Raw genomic sequence first — 18,932 nt, forward strand, 5'->3', positions numbered from 1 at the left:
TGGGCGGGTGGGGAAATTCCTCGAGAACAAGGACGGCGCCGTAGGGCTCAGGTTCAAGGATGCCCGGGAGGTAACAAGCGGCTGGTATTCGGACGCAACCCAAGAAGCTGAGCGCAAGGTCCAGCAGGCTGATGGGATTGTCGACAAAACGGTAGCGGCGATTCAAAACCCAAGCGTTATTGCCAAAGCCGTTGGAACGTCGCTTGGCGCCATGGGTGCGGGCGGGGCGGTCGCGCGGGGTATCGCGGCCATTCCCAAGGTGGCTGCGATGGGAGCGCGCGGCGCGGCTGCTGCTGGCGCGCTGGGTGAGGGTGTCGTGGGCGCGGGCTCTGCGGCCGAGCAGATCCGCCAGGAAACAGATGACGGGCTGCTCTCGCCGGGCCAGGCTGCGGCGGCGGCAGCCACGGGAGCGGCCACTGCGGGCTTCGGATATGCCGGTGGGCGCGTGGCGCAGCGCCTGGGCATTGGTGATGCCGAGACCATGCTGGCCCAGGGCAACAAGGGCATTGCCAAGCAGTTTGCCGATGACGCGGCCACGGCGGCCGCCAATCCTCTGCTGCAGCAGCGCGCGGTCAAGAGCATTCCCCGGCAGGTGATCGAAGGCGCCATCTCCGAAGGCTTCCTCGAGGAGTTGCCGCAGTCGGTTGCCGAACAGATCTTCCAGAACCTGGCCCTGGGAAAGGACTGGTCCCAGGATGTGGATACGGCGGTGGTGCTGGGCACGCTGTCGGGCGCGGCCATGGGCGGCGGCGCGGCGGGGTATCGGGCGATGCGAGAGCCACGGGTGCCTGCTGGTCAGCCGGGCGATGCTGCCGCCCAGCCCCCGGATGCCGGCGCAGAGCCCGTGGGCCTGCCCGATGTTGCAACCTACGGGCCGGCCATCGACCAGATGGTGCGGCCGGAAAACCAGCAGCAGTACCGAGATGCACTGGCACGCGCTCAGGATGAATCCCTGTCCCCAGAAGAGCGAAAAGCCGCAGCGGATTCGCTGCACCAGGCGTTCAGCCCGGATCTGTTCCAGCAGGACAGCGAGAGCCAACCCGCTGGCGAAACGCCTTCTGGCCTGTCGAAAGTGCGCGATGAATTCATGCGGCAGCTGGCTGTCCAGCAAGAGCCGGTCATCGATGAAGCACGGCTGCGCGAGCAGGGCATCACGCCTGCGCCGCAACTTGATGCCGCGCGCATAGACGCTGCCGTCGGCGAACTGCGCCCGTCCGAGGCCATGGGCCTGGACCCTGCTGCCGGCTCCCTGTCTGCAGCTGCTGCCATTGCCGTGGACTCCGGCGCGGCGGCTCAGGCCCAGCAGGCCAGTGCCATGGCCCAGGCCGCAGAGCAGGCGGAACGCGCACCAGCCAAGAAGAAGGCGTCCGAGCGCCGGGTAACTGCAGATCCTGCCACCGGCGAGATCGCGGGCGGGGCCATGGCCACCTGGACAGATGAAGACCTGTCCAACGCATTCCGCTCTGCCCAGGCCAAGAACGTGCGCCTGCAGCTGGCGCGCGAGCTGTCGCGCCGCCGCGCCGAGCGTGACCAGCAGACCCCGGCCACCGCGCCGGCCGCATCCGCAAATCCATCCACCCAGCAAGGAAGCATCGATGGCACACAAGCCGATCAAGCCCAGCCGCCGCGCGCGGAATCTTCGCCGGCAGCAGGAGCGCAGGGAGCGCCGGTTGCACGTCCTGGCCCTGCGCAGGGGCTGACCAATGGCACCACCTCGTCTCAGCACGATGGCTCGCAAGCAGGTGCGGCGCCAGGCCCGCAGGCTCAAGCGCCAGTCCAAACCCCTGCCCAGCGCATCGACGCTGGGCGCGCGGCCTGGGCCAGCATGCCCACCGCAGAGCGCAAGGCCCTGGCCAAGCGTGTGGGCGGTGTAAACGCTGCCATCAAAGGAAGTCTCCACGGCGCGCGCTGGGAGAACCTGAATGCGGAGCTGCAGCTCCGTCTTGCTGACGCCATGCAAGCGCAAGGAGCAACCAATGATTCAACCGCACCTGCAGTACGGCTGGCAGATGAACGCCCAGCAGGCCCTTCGGCTGCTGCGGAGGCTGGGGGCGGTGAGCCGGCAGGACGCGCGGCAGATGCGCAGCCTGCTGGGCCGCGAGGTGGAAGTGCCGGACAGCCTGCTGCCGGCGTGCAATCTGCTGTACTTGGCCGAAGTGGCGCCAGCGAACAGGCTGCCGCTGTAGCGCCTGCTGCTGCGCCAGCGCCCACGGCGGGCGAGCAGCAGGCCGTGGCCATCGCCAAGGAAGGGAACGACGCGCGGCGCGCCCAGCTGCTGGCCGCCAGCGAACGCTGGACCAGCATGCCGGCGGCCGAGCGCCAGGCGGTGGCCAAGGCCGCGAAGGGGTTGAACGCCCCGGCCCGCGCCGGGGCCCACACGCGGGCATGGGCTGACCTGGCGCCCAAGGTACGCGAGAAGCTGGCCGCCGCCATGCCCGATGCTGCTGCAGCACCTGCAGCACCTGCAGTCGTGGAAGCAGCTGCGCGGGAGGCGGCCACCAGCCAAGCCAACGACCTGCCCGAGCCCACCGATGCCCAGAAGGAGGCGGGCAACTACAAGAAGGGTCACGTCCGCCTGAACGGCCTGGACATCAGCATCGAGAACCCGGCCGGCAGCCGCCGCCGGCCCGAATGGCCTCCGCTGCAGAACCACTACGGCTACTTCAAGGGTTCCGTGGGCGCGGACAAGGACCATGTGGACGTGTTCATGACCGACCGTGCGAGCGATCCGGACCTGCCGGTGTTCGTCGTGGACCAGGTGAACCGAGATGGCTCGTTCGATGAGCACAAGGTGGTGCTGGGCGTGGCCGACGAGGCCGACGCGCGGGCAGCCTACCTGGGCAACTACGAGAAGGGGTGGACTGGCCTCGGCGCGATCACGCAGATGACGCAGGACGAATTCAAGACCTGGCTGCGTGATCCGGCGAAGACGAAGAAGCCGGCCGGCACGCTGCCCGGCGCAGCGCCTGCAACAACGAAGAAGCCGCGCGGCGTCCTGGCCAAGAAGGCAGCCGCTGAGGAGGCCGCCCGCGCCGACTACTTCACCCCGGGCAACATCGTGAAGGGCTACGGGGATAGCCATGTCCGCGTGGTCTCGTACACGCCCGCCAATGCCGATGGCGTCTGGAGCGTGACGGTGCGCCAGGTGGAGAAGCAGGGATCGGGCTGGCAGGATGTGTCGGGCGTGCGCGAGCGCACCCATGCCACGCAGCCCAGCGCACGCGAATTGAAGGCCGGGCCGGTGGAGCGCACCGAGGAACTGCCGTTCCGCCGTGGCGAATCCGATGGCCAGGGCCTGACCGATGACCAGATGGCCAACCTGCTGCGCATCATGCGGCCCGAGCCGACGGCGTTTTCCGATGCTGCGCGCGCCCAGGCCGTGGGCCAGGTGCGCGAGACGGTGGATGCCATCCGCAAGGGTTGGAGCAACGGGCCGGAAGTCGTGGTGGCCTTCGACATGAACGATCCGGCCGTGCCCGAGGCGGCGCGGCGCGCGGATTTGCGCCAGCGCAGCGGCGGCGCCAGTGGCGCGCCCGAGGGCTTCTACTGGCGCGGCAAGGCTTACCTGCTGGCCAGCAAGCTGAACACGCCCGCCGACGCGGCGCGCGTGCTGCATCACGAGGTGCTGGGCCACCACGGCCTGCGCGGCATGTTCGGGCCGGAGCTGAACAAGATCCTCAACCAGGTGGCCACCATGCGCCAGGCAGAGGTGGCGGCCAAGATCAAGGAATACGGCCTGCGTGGCGTCACTGACCTGAGCCGGCGCCATGCGGCCGAGGAAGTGCTGGCAGAGATGGCCGAGAAGACGCCGCAGCTGCATTTCGTTCGCCGGGCCGTGGCCGCCATCCGCAACTGGCTGCGGGCCAACGTGCCGGGGTTCAAGAATCTCAAGCTGTCGGATGCCGACATCATCCAGGGCTACATCCTGCCGGCGCGAGATTTCGTGGAGCGCGGGCAGCGTGCCGCTACCGACCGCATCGACCCTGTGTTCAGCCGGTCGGACTCGCCAGCCGCCACGCCGGACGCCATCATCGGCAGCACGCTCGGCAGCGCATCGAAGCATCCCGACTACGCTGCGGCAAAGGCGGGAGAGGTCGAGGCCGCCACGCGGCTGGCCGTGGACCTCGTGACGCCCGAGATGGTGGCGAAGGTGGCCGCTGCGCTGGGTGGTGCGCGACCGCGTGTGCTTCCGGTGGCAGCGGAGGAATCCTCGGGTCGCAACAAGATTCCGCGCGCCGTGGCCGAAGTCCTGGCGGCACGCCTTGGCCTGGAAACGGCGACGGGCATCGTGCAGGCGAACCGTGCACAGCGCACGGGTCTTGATGGGCTGGACCGCATCTTCGCGCCTGTGGACTTTGCTGGCACGGTCGAGCCGGGCGACTACCTTCTGGTGGATGACACTCTCACGCAAGGCGGCACCTTCGCTGCGCTGGCCAGCCACATCCGCGAGGGCGGTGGCAACGTTTCCGCCGTGGTTGCGTTGACCGGCAAGCAGTACAGTGCAAAAATCCAGCCCTCTCCCGAAACCCTGGCCTCCCTCCGTCAAAAACATGGTGACCTCGAAGACCAATTCCGCACGGCCACAGGCTACGGCTTCGACGCGCTCACCGAGTCCGAAGCCCGATACCTCGCGCGATTCGAGCCGGCTGAGCGACTCCGAGATCGAATCGCTGAAGAAGGACGACGCGCAGGCGAGCGAGCAGATCAAGGCAATCCTCGCCAAGGCGATGCAGGCGACGAACTGAGCTTCAGCCGCTCGCGGCTTTCGGAGATCAAGGACAGCGCTCTGGACCAGCTCCAGAAGACGATGTCCCACCCGGGCAAGGTCTCTGTCTGGGACAAGACCATCGGCACGATGCGCCACTTGGCCGAGCGTGCGCCAGCCTTCAAGCCGGTCTACGAAACCGCCCAGCGCAACATCGATGACGTTTCCATGCTGGCCAACGATGCGGCCGACCGGGCGCCGCGCCTGCTGCCGCGTGTGGACACCATCGGCGATCTGGTGGGCAAAAACCGAAAGACCCCCGTCTCGGCGGCCGACAACAAGGCCGTGGCGAAGCCTCTCTTCGAGGGCACGCTGCTGTGGGGCAGGGACGTGGACGGCAAGGCCGTGCTGGTGGACGAGCTGACCAAGAAGTACGGCAACCTGCCCGCCGATGACAAGGCCCAACTGCTGCTGCGCGCCGGCCGCCTGGACGACCGCATGCTGCGCGCCTGGCGCGGGCTGCCGCTGGCCCAGTATGAAGCGCTGGTGAATTCTCGCTTCGAGAGCAAGATGCTCAAGGCCGGCGCGGTATGGACGGATGCCGAACTGCAGACGATGTTTGGCGCGACGCCCAACCAGATCGCGCTGTACCGCGAGGCGCGCGCGGCCATCGACCGCTCCATCGACATGACCGCACGGGCGGACATGATGCGCGCGCTGGGCGACGAGTACGCTGGCATGCGTGACTTGGTGCTGGATGCGCCCAAGCTCTCGGACGCTCTGGAGCTTCTGACCACCACGCTGCAACACGACGCCAAGGCCAAGCCGGAGCTGGCCGACCGGCTGCTGCAGCTGAACAACCTGGTGGTGGACCGTGCCGCCACGGCCAAGGATCTGCAGGACGCCGGGTATGCGCCGCTATCGCGCTTCGGCCGGTACACGCTGGACGTGGTGGATCAGGATGGCAATCGCCAGTACTTCGGCATGTACGAGACCATGAAGGACGCCAACCTGGCCATGATCCAGATGGCCCAGGCCTTCCCCGGCGCCGTGATAACCCAGGGCACGATGAGCCAGCAGTCCTTCAAGCTGTTCGCTGGCATCACGCCCGAGACGCTGGAAATTTTCAAGGACATGGTGGTGGGCAAGGAGGCCGACGCGGCCACGCGCAAGGTGTTCGATGAATACCTGAAGCTGACCAAGAACAACCACAGCGCCTTAAAGCGCCTGATCCAGCGAAAGGGCATCGAGGGCTACAGCGAAGACGTGGGCCGCGTGGTGGCCAACTTCATCTATAGCAATGCGCGCCAGGGCGCGGCGGGCCTGAATGCCGGCACCATGGATCGCGCGATCAACGACATCCCGAAGGAACAGGGCGAGCTGAAGGACCTGGCCATGGGCCTGCGCAGCTACATCCGCGATCCCCAGGAAGAGGGCCAGGCCGTGCGAGGCATGCTGTTCGCGCAGTACCTGGGCGGCTCGCTGGCTTCGGCCGCCGTGAACATGACCCAGCCCTTTGCGGTGACGCTACCCTGGCTCAGCCAGTTCGGCGGCATCCGTGCGGCCAGCGGCCAGATGGCGCGGGCGCTGAAGGATATGGGCACGCGCGGCATGAAGTACGAGACTGACCTGGCCCACGCGCTGAAGTCCGCCGAGGACGACGGCGTGGTCTCGCCACAGGAAGTGCACCAGCTCATGGCCCAGGCGCGCGGCGCGGGCGGCCTGCGCTCTGGTGACGGTACGCGGGCCGGGGATGCGCGCGCGGCGGCCGGCAATGCCTGGGAGCGCGCCAAGGTGGCCTGGGGCCAGCCCTTCGCCCTGGCCGAGCAGTTCAACCGGCGCTCCACTTTCATCGCAGCCTTCCGCATCGCCAAGGCCCAGGGCATGGATGATCCGGGCGCCTTTGCGCGCAAGGCGGTGCTGGAAACGCAGTTCGTCTATTCCAAGGCCAACAAGCCCCAGTGGGCGCGCGGCGCGGTAGCCGGCACTCTTTTTACGTTTAAAACGTATAGCGTCTCCTACCTGGAGCTGATGCAGCGCATGTGGAAGCAGGGCGGCCCGGAGGGCAAGCGCGCCGTGGGCTGGGCCCTGGCCATGCTGCTGCTGATGGGCGGCGCCGGCGGCGTGCCCTTCATGGAAGACGCCGAGGACCTGATCGACGGCGTGGGCCAGATGATGGGCTACAACCTCAGTTCCAAGCAGTGGCGCAAGGAGGCGCTAGCCGGCATCGTGGGCAAGGAGCTGGCCGAGTTCCTCGAGCAGGGCGTCTCTGGCCTGCCCGGTGCTCCCATCGACGTGTCCGGGCGCTTGGGCATGGGCAACCTGCTGCCCGGCACCGGCCTGCTGCTGACCAAGCAAGGCCGCGAGCGGGATCTACTCGAGGTGGTGGGGCCCGCGGGCGATCTGGTGATGCGTGGCTTCAAGGCCGGTGGTAAGGCGCTCACGGGCGATTTCGGCGGTGCTGCGCTGGAGGTGTCTCCCACGGCGGTGCGCAATGCGTTCAAGGGCGCGGACATGGCCGCCAGCGGCATGTACAAGGACACCAAGGGCTACAAAGTGATCGACACCACGCTGGCCGAGGCTGTGGCCAAGGCTGTCGGCTTTCAGCCCAAGAGCGTGGCTGAGATCCAGGAAGCCAACAGCTTCATGCAGCGAGCCAAGAGCTTCTACAGCCTGACCAGCAGCGAGATAAAGGCGCAGTGGGCGGATGCGCTGTTCCGCAAGGACGAGGGCGCCCTGGCGCGCGTGCGCGCACGGCTGGCCGATTGGAATCAGAACAATCCAGAGCAGCCCATCGTCGTCAAGATGCCCGACGTGTGGAAGAAGGTGCGCGAGATGGGCAAGGATCGCATTGACCGTATCGCGGACAACTCGCCCAAGGCGCTGCGTCAGCAAATGCGTGAGATGGCTGCGGAGGCACGGTAATGCACAGCGGGGATCGGCGCACTACCTGGTGGGTGAAGCCCACGGCGCCGAGCCCCAGGATGATGAGCCAGTAGGTCTCAATCATCGAGCGGCGCTCGGCGAGTGGATCGGTCTTAGCGAGGTTCAAGAACGTGCCAGATTCAGTTTTTCCGCATTCTGAATAGCCCGTCACCTTGATATGCTCCGCAGCGCCCTTGTCTCGGGATCGTGCCAGCGTAAGGTAGTGATCCGGTAGTATTAATCCAGCTCCACCCATTCATGTTGAATGTCGAGCAGACATATATTTCCGCACCCTTGGGTAGATTTCGAGTATCTCTTATATAGTAGGTGGTGTTAAATGTGTAGTCTGGGCATCCTCCAGCCTCAGTGCGGTACACGGCCATTCCCCATGGGAGATTGGTGTGGCAGCTCTTGCTCAAATCGCCACCATCAACTACTTGAAACTCGCGCCATGCCACCCATGATGGACTTGCGGTAGTTTGGAGAATGATTGTTCTGACAGGGATTTCCTTCAGATTTTTGTATTCGATCCACTTGTTGTCTTCCGTGTACCCCGAGATTTCTCCAAAGTGAAACCACTCGCCTGCGTCATTTCGCCCCCAAACATGATGGACAGTATTGCCTGCTGGATTTTGCGAGGGAAGCATGCGCAATTTCAAGAAGACTCTCTCGGAACCGAGGTCAATATCTATCCACTGAGTAGGGCCTCCTCCAGCATTCCATGAGGTATTTGGATTGCCATCCGCCGCTTTCGTCATGTCGGCAACGTTGCCGGACGCGTTGGTGATTGAGATCGGCAGCAGCACGCCGGGGCTTTGTGCGGATGCACCCGCCGCGAACATTGCAGCAGCTGTTCCAATTGACGCAGCCACCAACTTGAATGATTTCATTTGCAACTACTCCTCCAGTGTGTGAAGTCATGCATGCTAATAGAGTTTTGCCCTTGTATTTTTAGATTTCCCCTATTGAGCTGTGAATAAATTACTGCAACCTATTGGTTATTAAGCAAACTATTACTTTGCTAACTATTGGAGTAATGAAAATGTAATTGGTCGCACACTTTCGCGGAGCGCGTGCCCCGGCTAGGGTTCGACCAATGGATGCACGCCCGGGAAACTGCGGGCCATGCCATCCACCCCCAAGCCCATCGGCCCGTTCCCCCTCGGAATGGACAACCGCGCGCCCGACTTCAAGCTCGGGCTGCCCGAGGGCGCCGGCCACCTGCTGCGTGATGCGCTGAACGTCGATGTGACGGCCCAGGGCTCGCTCAAGACGCGAGGCGGTTATGCGTTGGCGGAGCAGGGCCTGGACTGCCATTCGGGCTGGTCGCCGCTCGATGGCTCCTATGGCCTGTACTGCGACAGCGGCGATATCTTCCGCATCGATGTGGATGCCTCGGGCGCCACCACGCGCACCCAGGTCGCCGCGGGCTACGGCCGGGTCACGCCCGTGGTCTATGCCGAGGTCAACGAGGCTGTGTACTTCACGGACGGCATCCGCGTAGGCTCCTACCACCCCGTGCCTGGCCCGACGCCGCGCTGGCTCGATGCCCAGCCGCAGGTCGTGGGCGATGTGCAGTTCTCGGTCATGCCTGCAGGCAGCAGCATTGCCTACCAGGGCGGCCGGCTGCTGGTGGCTGTGGGATCGGCGCTGATCTACAGCGAGCCGTTTACGGCGGGCCTGCGCGACGAGTCGCGGGGCTTCGAGATTTTCCCGGCGCCCATCACCTGCATCGCGGCCGTGGAGGCCGGGGTGTTCGTGATGGCGGACAAGACCTATTTCCTGGCCGGCGGCCTGCCGGCGCAGTCCATGCGCGCGGTGTTGCCGTACGGCGCGCTGCAGCAGCAGGCCGGGTATCGGCTCGCGGCCACGGGTGGCACGGACGGCGCGCACTGGATGAGCACGCGCGGCATCGTCTCGGCGCGGCCCGACGGGTCGCTGGCCAACCTGCAGGCCGAGCACATCGCCATGGATGCCTCGGGCGCTGGCGCAACGCTGTACCGCGAGGCCGACGGCATGCGCGCCATCGTGGCCACCCTCTCTCAATCCCCCAGCACTTCGGCCGGCGTGGGCTCCTATGCCCAGGCCCGGCTCGTTCGAAAGGCCCAGCCATGAACACCAACCACGCCATCCCCTGCGGCTTTGTTTACGACCTGGTGCTGCGCCGCCGCGCCGACGACGCGCTGGTGCACCGGGAGCGCCTGCACAACCGCGTCCCGGGCGAGGGCCTGGACCTGATCGCCAATGCCTGTTTCAAAGGCGCGGCCATGCCGGCCAACCTGTTCATCGGGCTGTGGTCCGGCTCCTATGTGCCCAACGGCACCGAGACGGCCGCCACGCTGCCTTCTCTGGTGACCGAGGTCACGCAGTACGACGGGGCTACGCGCAAGGCCTGGGTGCCGGGCAGCGTTTCGGCCGGCGGCGTGAGCAACGAGCTGAGCCTGGCGCGGTTCAGCTTCACCGGCATGCAGACCGTCAACGGCGTGTTCGTGAGCAGCAGTGCGGGCAAGGGCTCGGACACCGGCGCGCTGCTGTCCATCGTGCGCCTGCCGGTGGCACGCACCGTCGATCCCGCCTTCTATCTGGAGATCCTGGCGGGCTTCCAGTTCATTTCCGTTTCCTGATCCAGCTTTCTGAGGACCACCACCATGACGACCAAAGCCTCTACCGGCCTTCGCAATCACATGCTCGCCACGGGCTCGCTCAAGGCGGCCCTGGATGGCGGATTCCTGGAGCTGTACGGCTGCCCGGATGTGTCGATTCCGGCCACCGCCGACGCCGCGCTCGACCCTGCCGTGCACAAGCTGCTGGCCCGGATGTACAGCGACGGCACCTCGGCGGGCCTGACCCTCGCCCTGGCCGCCGCCGACGGCTTCATCGAGAAGCTCGCCTCGCAGACCTGGTCTGGCACTGTCATCGAGACGGGCACTGCGCGGTTCTTCCGCTTTACCGCAGCCGGTGATACCGGAGCGGCTTCCACGACCCAGCCCCGTCTGCAGGGCACCATCGCGCGTGCGGGCGCGGACCTGAACATCACCAGTGTGGATCTGGCGGTGGGCGCGCCGCAGGCGGTCAACTTCTTCTCCATCGCGCTGCCGGCGTTCTGATCGGGGCGCGGGCATGGCTGCTGGAACGCTCGTCTACGAGGCCGGGGCCCTGCTGCCCCAAGCCGACGTGCTCGTGGCCGTGGTGGCCGCCGATGATCCCTACCTGGGCCTGGACTTCCAGGACCTGATCGATGCGGCGCACTGGGCGTTCGGCTGGAACGGGGATGCGATCAACCCGTCGCGCGGCTTCCTCGAGCTGGGCCTGCCACCGGCGCCGGACTTTGAGGTCCGCGCTCCGGCCCAGCTGGTGCGCACGATCAACGTGGGCCTGTACCAGGTCACGGTGGCCGGTGAGCCCGTCGGTGTCACGGCGGACGTCACTCTGCTGTACAAGGACACGAACGAGGGCGTGCATGAGTTCGACCTGGACGCGGCCGGTGCTGTGGTCAAGCCGGTCAACGTGCCTTCGACGGTGCAGGAGCTGCGCCTGGTGAGCCTGGGCGGTGGCTTCCAGGTACTCGACGGCGAGGTGTTGCTGGGCGAGATCACGGCAGCCGAACTGGCGGGCACGGAATTCGAGTGGCAAGAGATGCGGCCCTATGCGCTATCAGCGACGAACCGTGTGCAGGCCGATGGCGCCTTCAACGGCATTGATCGCCTTGCTGCCTTCTGGTGGAACGGCACCAGCGGAGGCGGCCCCTCCGAGTTCTGGACCGACTTCCTGCTGGCGCGCGAGGAGCTGTGATGCTGATCCACAAGGACCTCAAGGGCGATGCCGGCGGGCCAGAGCACCAGGCGCTCAAGGGCATGCTGGATGTGGGCAACACCTTCATGACCGACCGGCGCGACGGCAGCGAGGTGCAGCGCTCGGGCGAGTTCGTCACCATGCGCCGCACGGGTGGCGAGGTCGTGCAGCTGGTGTCGCTGTGGGAGCCGCCGGACGCGCGCCGCCTGACGGATGGCTATGCACAGGCCGTACCCGACGATGTGGCGCCGCCCGCCCCGGGCGCGCCCGACGCTGTGCCCCGGGTGCAGCTCATGGCGTCTGCGCTGGACGAGCAGCAGGGGCCGCTGTCCTTCGGCAACCTGGCCGCTTCCAAGCTGCAGACCCGCGTGCCGCGTTTCACCCGTGTGGAGACCCGTGTGGAGACGGCTGACCATGCCACCAAGAACGGCAAGCGGCGGCTGTTCAGCTTGGGCGACGGCACGGTGCTGCTGGTGCGCGAGGTCTCGGCGGCCGGCGACACGCGGTATTTCGCGGGGATGAATGGCTTCGCGCAGCCCGTGCGCCGCGTCGGCCGCTGCACGGGTGTCGATCTGGTGCGCATGGACCCGGACCGGCCGGCCGGCGGCAAGGTGCTGCTCTCGTTCGGCGTGCACAGCGGCCTGGGCTTTGACCCGGGGTCGCGCTCCATCGATTTCTTCGCAGACGACGATCAGCTGTACGACGCGAGCAAGGTCTATGCGGCCAACGCCGGCCTGCTGTTCGGCAGGGTCTTGCTGAGCATGCGTGCCGACCCCAGCAGCACCTATGCCGTGGCCGAGCCGGCCATGGCCAAGCAGGATGGCAAGAGCTATCTGAGCCTGGTCGCCGTCCATGGCCTGGCCGAGGACTGCTACCACCCCGATTCCTCGGGCCTGTACCGCCTGACCTGCACACGCACCACGGCCAATGGCGTGCAGACCTCCAAGATCACCATGCCCGCTGCCGTGGGCCCTGGGCAGTACATGGCACCGGTGGAGATGGACCTGGTGCGCCTGTCGCCCCAGACTCTGGTGCTGGCCCTGCGCATGACCACGCTGCGCCTGCCCGGTGGCGGCAGCCAGGGCGCGGCCAGCGCGGGCTGGGCCTATCTCTGGAGCGACGACAACGGCGCCACCTGGGTCCATGTGCCGCATACCGGGATCACGGATGGCAACGCCGCGCCCGTGATCGCCGCCATGGTGCCGCGCGACAAGGACACGCTCCTGCTGGTCTCCGCGCTGCAGCTGGACAGTCTGGTACCCGCGCCCGATGCGGCCAGCGTGCAGGTCTATGCGTTCACCCGCGCCGGCGCCACGCGCATCAGCACCATCCCGGGCAGCCGGTTCAGCGCAGGGCTGCATGCTGGCGATGTGATCGGCGGCCTGCGGCACTACCCGCCTTACTGGGCCGTGGGCTACGGCGGCGGCGTGCGCGTGGACAGGAAGCCGCTGCTGTGGGTCCAGTTCGATCCCCAGTACATCCACGCCGAGGGCTCGCCGGGCGTGATCGACTATCCCGGCAGCCGGGCCCAGCTCATGGTCTCCGATGACGGCGGCGCCACCTGGGAGCGGCGGATGCTGCCCCAGCCCTGGCCCCAGCGCGTGGGCTTTGTCGTGGCGCTGGACCAGCGCACGCTGGCCATCCCCGTCTACGGCCCGCGCCAGACCGACGACAGCGGCGCCATCCTGCCGCTGGCCGTGAAGCTGTACACCAGCCGCGACGGGGGCCAGCGCTGGCGCGCCACGGCGCTCAGCATGCGCTTGCCGTACTGGGCCTGGGTGGACGGCCAGCTGCTGCCCGGCTCCAGCGGCTACGACATCGACGACTCGCGCTTCGACTTCAACCGCGGCGAGCTGTTCCCCGTGCTGAGCCTGCGCGACGACAACGGCGAGCTGCTGCCCATGAACCCCGGCCGGCCCTGGATGGCCGACCACCGCGCCAAGGAGCCCGCCAATGGTTAACGCGCTGATCAAGAACAAGAAGCTGGTCGAGTTCGTGCCGGCCACGCCTGCGGACCCGGGGTTCCCGGGGCAGCCGGCCATCCCCGAGCGCGTCACCTACGAATGGCGCGATGTGCGGGTCGAGGCTGGGCCGCACGAGATGCAGCGGCTGGAGCGGGAGCTGCCCGGCGGAGAACGCCTGGTGTCCTGGCGCACGCCGCTGGATGTGCTGCGTGAGCGCGTGGGCAACCCATCACTCAGCGCAGCGACAGCCCACTACAGCGATGTCTGGGCCTACGTGCAGACATCCGACTATGCCGACGCCCAGCGCGTGCCCCTGACCTGGACCAGCGCCTGGATCATGCGCCGCGAGAACGTGCGCATCGTGATACCGGCCCAGCCTGCGATCCCGGCGCGGCCGCCGAAGGTCGCCACGCCGGAGCGCCGCACCTACGACTGGCACTTCGGCTGGAACGGTGGAGCGCACAGCCTGCGCGAGCTGCCGGCCAGCTGGATCGGCACGGCCAGCTTCGTGATTGGCAAGCCCGTGGGCGCCGTGGTGGGCTTCACCCTGGCCAGCCAGGTTCCGCGCGTGAGCCGTTCATCGTTCGCCAATGTGGAGTACGGCCTGCTCTTTGGGGATGGCCAGGTCAACGTTCGCCATGCCGGCGTCACGCTGCAGCGCGTGGGCTCGATGACGGGCAATGACACGGTGCGCGGCCAGGTCGGAGGCGGGCGCATCGAGTGGTTCCTGAACGATGTCAGCGTCTACAAGGGGCGCTTTGCGATGACCGGACCCTATGTGCTCGATGCTGTGCTGTATGCCGGTGATGACGTCGTGGACGCGCCCCGGCTGCAGGACGGTGTGGTCGAGCAGGACGGCACGGCCGTGCTGAACCTGGCGCCGCTGCAGGTGGAGGGCCAGGCGCTGGAGCCTTTGGAGATCCGCATGGGGCTGCAGCCGCTGGACCTCTTCGCCGCTGACCGGCCGCTGGCCCAGGTCAAGGCGCGGCTGCAGCCCCTGCGCGTGGCCGGCGACCCCATCCCGCGCGGCGCGCTGCGGCTGGCCGGCGCCCAGGTCCGGGCATCGGACGCCCGCAATGACGCCGTGGCGCGGCCCACGCTGGCGCGCCTGCAGACCACGGCCGAGGTCGAGGTGGGAGAGGGCGCCTGGATCCCGCAGTACTCCATCGGCACGGCCTTCGTGCCGCCGCCCGTGGTCAACGGCTCCATCATCAGCGGCCAGGGCCACGACTACCAGATGCGCCTGGGCCCGGCCTTCACCGTGGCCTCCCAGGACCGGCATGCCGAGGGCCGGCTGGCCCTGGGGCCCGTGCAACTGCTGTCCGATGTGGAAGCGCTGACCCACCTGGTGCGGGCGCAGGACCTGCTGAGCGCTGAGGCGGCGCTGAACGCCAGCGGCTATGTGACCCTGGTCATCGCCGAGCGCGTGGGCGCCTCGGGCGCGCTGACGCTGGGCGCGGCCGGTCTGGTGCTGGACGTGAACGAGCAGATCAGCTGCGCGGCCGAGACGGAGATCTCCGGGGCCATCGTGGCCAGCGTGCTCGAGCATCTGGGCGCCGTGGAGCGCTATCGGGCGCTGGTGTTCCGGGTCGTGGACGGTCAGCCTGTGCTGGTCGATCCGGGCCATGCCTGGGTCGTCAATACCGAATCCAGCGCCTCCACCCGCTACGAGGGCTACGCCTTCGACAGCTTCATGACCGTGGGTGGCCGGCAGTTCGGCTTGCGTGCCGATGGCGTCTACAGCCTGGGCGGCACCACCGATGCCGGCCTGCCCATCGAATGGGGTGCGGGCCTGGGCAAGCACGACTTCGGCAGCCAGGCCATCAAGCGGCTGGAGTCCGTGCATGCGGGCGTCTCGGCCACGGGCCAGCTGTATGTGCGCATCGGCGACGGCCAGCAGACCTACACCTACCGCGCGCGGCGCGTGGATGCGGTGCAGCGTGTGCAGCGCTTCGATCCGGGCCGGGGCCTGGCTGCCAACTACTTCACCTTCGACCTTGTGGGTGAGGGCGCGGCCGAGCTGGACAACATTGTTTTCGGCGTGGTCGCGGGCCAGCGCCGGATCGGGAGGGGCTGACCATGGCCAATGGACGCGCGCTGCCATCAGCGATTTTGTTTGACGAGCTGCTGGGCCGTGCCTGGGGCATTGCGCTGCAGAAGTACGGCGAAGCCCAGGCCATCGAATCTCCGGTGACATCCTTCACCCCCGCCAGGACCGATGGCGCCTACCGGCTGCCCCAGTACAGCAGTGGGTTCAATCCCGCTTCCGCTGGCAGCTGGGTGGCCCAGCACGACAAGGCCCTGGCCCGGCAGCTGGATCAGGTGGCCGACGAATGGGCCGTGGAGTTCCAGGGCGTGATGGACATCGTGGCGCCCGTGGGCCCGGGCTGGCGCAATGCCGTGGACTGGCTGCGCGCCACCATGCACGGCCAGGACGGCCTGGGCTATGTCGGCCAGGACCACCGGCTGGCCCAGGCCCAACAGCAGGGCCTGCAGGTGCTGGGGGGACTCAACCAGCGCGGGCTGCCCGTGCCGGCCGGCGCGGCCCAAGCGCTGCAGGCCGTGGCCGGCGGCGTGGTGGACCTGTACCAGGGCCGACTGGCCGCCCAGATGACAGCCGCCCGCGAAGCCGAGCGCCGCCGCCTGCTGGTGGACGCCGTCACCGAGCTGGCGCGCCTGCGCAATGCCGCGCTGGACACGGCCATGGACTTCGTGTTCGGGCGCATGAACATCATGTACGACGTGTTCGGCCGCAACAACGAGTACCTGACGCGCGTGCGCCGCGACGACCAGGCCCTCGCCGCCCAGATGCAGGTGGCCAGCGCCGAGCTGCAGCGCTGGGACGCCCAGGTCCTGGCCAACCAGGACGGCAGCGCCGCCTCGCAGCGCACCGTCAAGGCCATGAACGACCGCGCGCTGGAAGTCATCGGCCTGAACGTAGAGCAGCAGGTCAAGCGCCTGCGCCGCCTGTCCACCGGCTCCGCATCGGCGCTCAACAGTGCCGGCGTTTCGGTGAACTCGCAGGCCACCGAATCCAACACCGTGAACGCCGAGGAGTAAGCATGGCCACCACCGGCATCGCAATGCAGGGCCTGTCGGCCGCCATCGTCTACACCGCCATCGACAAGATCGGCAAGATGATCACGGACGCCGAAGGCCGGATGCAGTCCAAGATCGGCCCGGCCATCACCCAGATCATCGATGGCATCCCGGGCGAACCCGATGTCGCCAAGGCCAAGCACAGCAACAGCCTATCGGCCGTGCTGACGGCCCTGGGCCCGGCCTCGGGCGAGGCTTCGGCCCCGGTCGTGGGCCAACTGCCCCAGGTCATCGAGCAGGCCGTGGGTACGTTCTTCACGGGCTATAGCAGCGTGGTCAACGACCTGTTCCCGGGTCTGCTGGACGCAGGCGCCGACGCGGATGCGTGGATCCAGTCGGCCCTGACATCGGCGGTGGGCACGACCTACATCGAGAGCGTGGACCGCGTGGCCGGCGACACCGCCTTCGTGCTGGCGCGCAAGGACGCCTGGGCAGGGGAGCGGGATCTGCTGGATTCCGCCGCCGCCAGCGGCCACCGCTTCGCCCCGGGCGCCACGCACAACGCCATCGCGCGGCTGCACGCCGAAAGCACCCGGGCAGCAGCCGATGCCATCGCGGCCACCCACGCCGCGCGCCTGCGCGAAGAGCGCGAGACCAAGATGCGCCTGGTGCGCGCCGAACTGGACCAGCGCATGGACCGCATCAAGCAGCTGCACCAGCAGACGGCCCAGGCCTTCCGCGACAAGCTGCGTGCCCGAGGCCTGTGGATCAGCGACCAGGATGCCGTGATCGACAGCTACAACCGCAGCTACGCGCTGCCCGCCCAGTTCAACGCCCGACTGGCGCAATTGGCCCAGGAAGCAGCCCAGCGGCACTACAAGAGCACGGCCGACGCCCTGCAGATCAGCGATGTGGCAGTGGACGTGGCCAAGCTCAAGATGGTCAACGGCCAGGAGATCGTGGACATGCTGGGCAACATGGTGACGACGCTGAACAACCAGATCCGGGCCAGCGGCAGCTACAGCGGCAGCGAGCGGGATGTGACGGACTGGGATTCGATCCTGAATCCGTGATGCACTGAGCCGCGCCCCCGGCTAGGGTTCGCTACTGCAGTCCCTGGCCGGGACACTGCTGGGCATGACCAAGCCGGCCAAGCTCAACTTCACGATCTACCAGGGCGCCACGTTCCGGCGGCGCCTGCGCTGGCTCAACCCCGACAAGACCCCCATTGACCTGACAGGCTGCACAGCCCGCATGCAGGTGCGCGAGGAGGTCGAGTCTACGGCCGCGCTGCTGGAACTGACCACGGAGAACAGTCGAATTGCCTTGGGCGGCACGGCCGGCACGGTGGATCTGCTGGTCGATGCGGGCACCACGGCGACCATCGCCTGGAGCGGCGGGGTGTTCGATCTGGAAATCGTCCACCCCGGCGGCGAGGTCACGCGCCTGGCCCAAGGCTCCTGCTGTGTGAGCCCGGAGGTCACCCGTGGCTGACGTGCTGGTCGTGCACGAGACCGAGATCCTGGCTGAAGAGGCGCAGGACTCGGTGCTGGTCGAGCAGGTCCAAGAAACCGAGATCGTTGAGCTGGGACAGCAGGGGCCTCCTGGCCGTCAGGGCCCGCCAGGTCCAGCCGGCGACGCCATCACGGTCAAGGTCGGCCCATCCCCCATCAGCGGCCACAGCGTGGTGGCCTGCAACGCCCTGGGTGAGCTGATCGCGGCCGACTCCACCAATCCCACGCACCGTGGCGCTGTGCTGGGCGTGGTGGCCGATGCCTACAGCCCAGGCGACGACGCTGTGGTGCAGACCGGCTTTGTGCTGGAGCACAGCGGCTGGACCTGGACGTCCGGCCCGGTGCTGGTCGGGCAGGCCGGCCAACTGGCCCAGGCGTTGCCGCCAGGCGCGTTGTTCTCCCAAGTCATCGGGGAGGCCCTGTCCGCCACCCGCGTTCTCATCGACATCAACCCACCCATCACCCTTGCATAGGAGGCCACCATGGCTGCCAAGAAATTTCTCCGCCTCGTCAACAACTTGGTCACCGAGGTGCTGGGCATCCAGACCTCGGCCGGCGCGGCCAATGCGGGCGACATCGTGGCCCTGGACGATTCGGGCCGCATCGACAACAGCATGATGCCCGTGGGAATTGGCGCCGACACCGCCGTCATCGCAGCCAGCGAGGCGCTCGCGGCCGGCGACTGGGTCAACGTGTGGAACAGCACGGGCGCCAAGGTCCGCAAGGCCGACGCCACAACGTCCGGCAAGGAGGCGCATGGCTTCGTGCTGGCGGCCGTCACCAGCGGCGCCAACGCTACGGTGTACTTCGAGGGCACGAATACCCAGGTCACCGCCCAGACCCCTGGGCCTGTATTCCTGCAGACCACTGCGGGCACGGGCGGCGCCACGGCACCCAGCGCATCGGGCAACGTGGTGCAGCGCCTGGGCGTGGCCGTGAGCACCACCGCCGTGAACTTCGAGGGCGGCGTGCCCGTAGTGCTGGCCTGATCCG

Annotated in this window: 13 protein-coding genes; 12 read left to right on the plus strand and 1 reads right to left on the minus strand. The window is 67.5% G+C overall.

Going from position 1 to position 18,932, the window contains the following annotated elements:
• Positions 1–268: 268 nt before the first annotated feature.
• Positions 269–7,630, plus strand: a complete 7,362-nt coding sequence (locus DTS01S_RS19355; protein ID WP_217649257.1) for a PLxRFG domain-containing protein — start codon at positions 269–271, stop codon at positions 7,628–7,630.
• A gap of 140 nt (positions 7,631–7,770) precedes the next feature.
• Here the strand turns inward: DTS01S_RS19355 and DTS01S_RS29825 are convergent, their stop codons facing one another.
• Positions 7,771–8,520, minus strand: coding sequence for a discoidin domain-containing protein (locus DTS01S_RS29825; protein WP_082774932.1), 750 nt, complete (start codon positions 8,518–8,520; stop codon positions 7,771–7,773).
• Between the two features lie 235 nt (positions 8,521–8,755).
• Between DTS01S_RS29825 and DTS01S_RS19360 the strand changes: the two genes are divergently transcribed.
• From DTS01S_RS19360 to DTS01S_RS19410, 11 genes are all read left to right on the plus strand, one after another.
• Entirely contained in the window at positions 8,756–9,745 is a 990-nt protein-coding gene (locus DTS01S_RS19360; RefSeq protein WP_061288524.1) for a hypothetical protein, read from the plus strand.
• Positions 9,742–10,254, plus strand: a complete 513-nt coding sequence (locus DTS01S_RS19365; protein WP_061288526.1) for a hypothetical protein — start codon at positions 9,742–9,744, stop codon at positions 10,252–10,254. The genes DTS01S_RS19360 and DTS01S_RS19365 overlap by 4 nt, the downstream gene beginning before the upstream one ends.
• A gap of 24 nt (positions 10,255–10,278) precedes the next feature.
• On the plus strand, positions 10,279–10,737 hold the full coding sequence (locus DTS01S_RS19370; protein ID WP_139223793.1) for a hypothetical protein: 459 nt from the start codon (positions 10,279–10,281) through the stop codon (positions 10,735–10,737).
• Positions 10,738–10,750: 13 nt separating this feature from the next.
• Entirely contained in the window at positions 10,751–11,422 is a 672-nt protein-coding gene (locus DTS01S_RS19375; RefSeq protein ID WP_061288530.1) for a hypothetical protein, read from the plus strand.
• Complete coding sequence (locus DTS01S_RS19380) at positions 11,422–13,383, plus strand: beta propeller repeat protein (protein WP_061288532.1); 1,962 nt, start codon at positions 11,422–11,424, stop codon at positions 13,381–13,383. Before DTS01S_RS19375 ends, DTS01S_RS19380 begins: the two co-directional genes overlap by 1 nt.
• Complete coding sequence (locus DTS01S_RS19385; protein ID WP_061288533.1) at positions 13,376–15,463, plus strand: hypothetical protein; 2,088 nt, start codon at positions 13,376–13,378, stop codon at positions 15,461–15,463. The genes DTS01S_RS19380 and DTS01S_RS19385 overlap by 8 nt, the downstream gene beginning before the upstream one ends.
• Positions 15,464–15,465: 2 nt before the next feature.
• On the plus strand, positions 15,466–16,446 hold the full coding sequence (locus DTS01S_RS19390; protein ID WP_139223792.1) for a hypothetical protein: 981 nt from the start codon (positions 15,466–15,468) through the stop codon (positions 16,444–16,446).
• A gap of 2 nt (positions 16,447–16,448) precedes the next feature.
• Positions 16,449–17,498, plus strand: a complete 1,050-nt coding sequence (locus DTS01S_RS19395) for a hypothetical protein (RefSeq protein ID WP_061288537.1) — start codon at positions 16,449–16,451, stop codon at positions 17,496–17,498.
• A 64-nt stretch (positions 17,499–17,562) separates the two neighbouring features.
• Positions 17,563–17,919, plus strand: coding sequence for a hypothetical protein (locus DTS01S_RS19400; protein WP_061288539.1), 357 nt, complete (start codon positions 17,563–17,565; stop codon positions 17,917–17,919).
• The gene (locus DTS01S_RS19405; protein WP_061288541.1) at positions 17,912–18,412 is read left to right on the plus strand and encodes a hypothetical protein; all 501 of its coding nucleotides are present in this window, start codon (positions 17,912–17,914) and stop codon (positions 18,410–18,412) included. Before DTS01S_RS19400 ends, DTS01S_RS19405 begins: the two co-directional genes overlap by 8 nt.
• 9 nt (positions 18,413–18,421) lie before the next feature.
• Positions 18,422–18,928: a hypothetical protein gene (locus DTS01S_RS19410; RefSeq protein ID WP_046238392.1), complete on the plus strand. Its 507-nt coding sequence runs from the start codon at positions 18,422–18,424 to the stop codon at positions 18,926–18,928.
• Positions 18,929–18,932 lie beyond the last annotated feature (4 nt).

Origin of the sequence: Delftia tsuruhatensis NBRC 16741 (assembly GCF_001571325.1) — a bacterium.
GTDB lineage: Bacteria > Pseudomonadota > Gammaproteobacteria > Burkholderiales > Burkholderiaceae_C > Comamonas > Comamonas tsuruhatensis.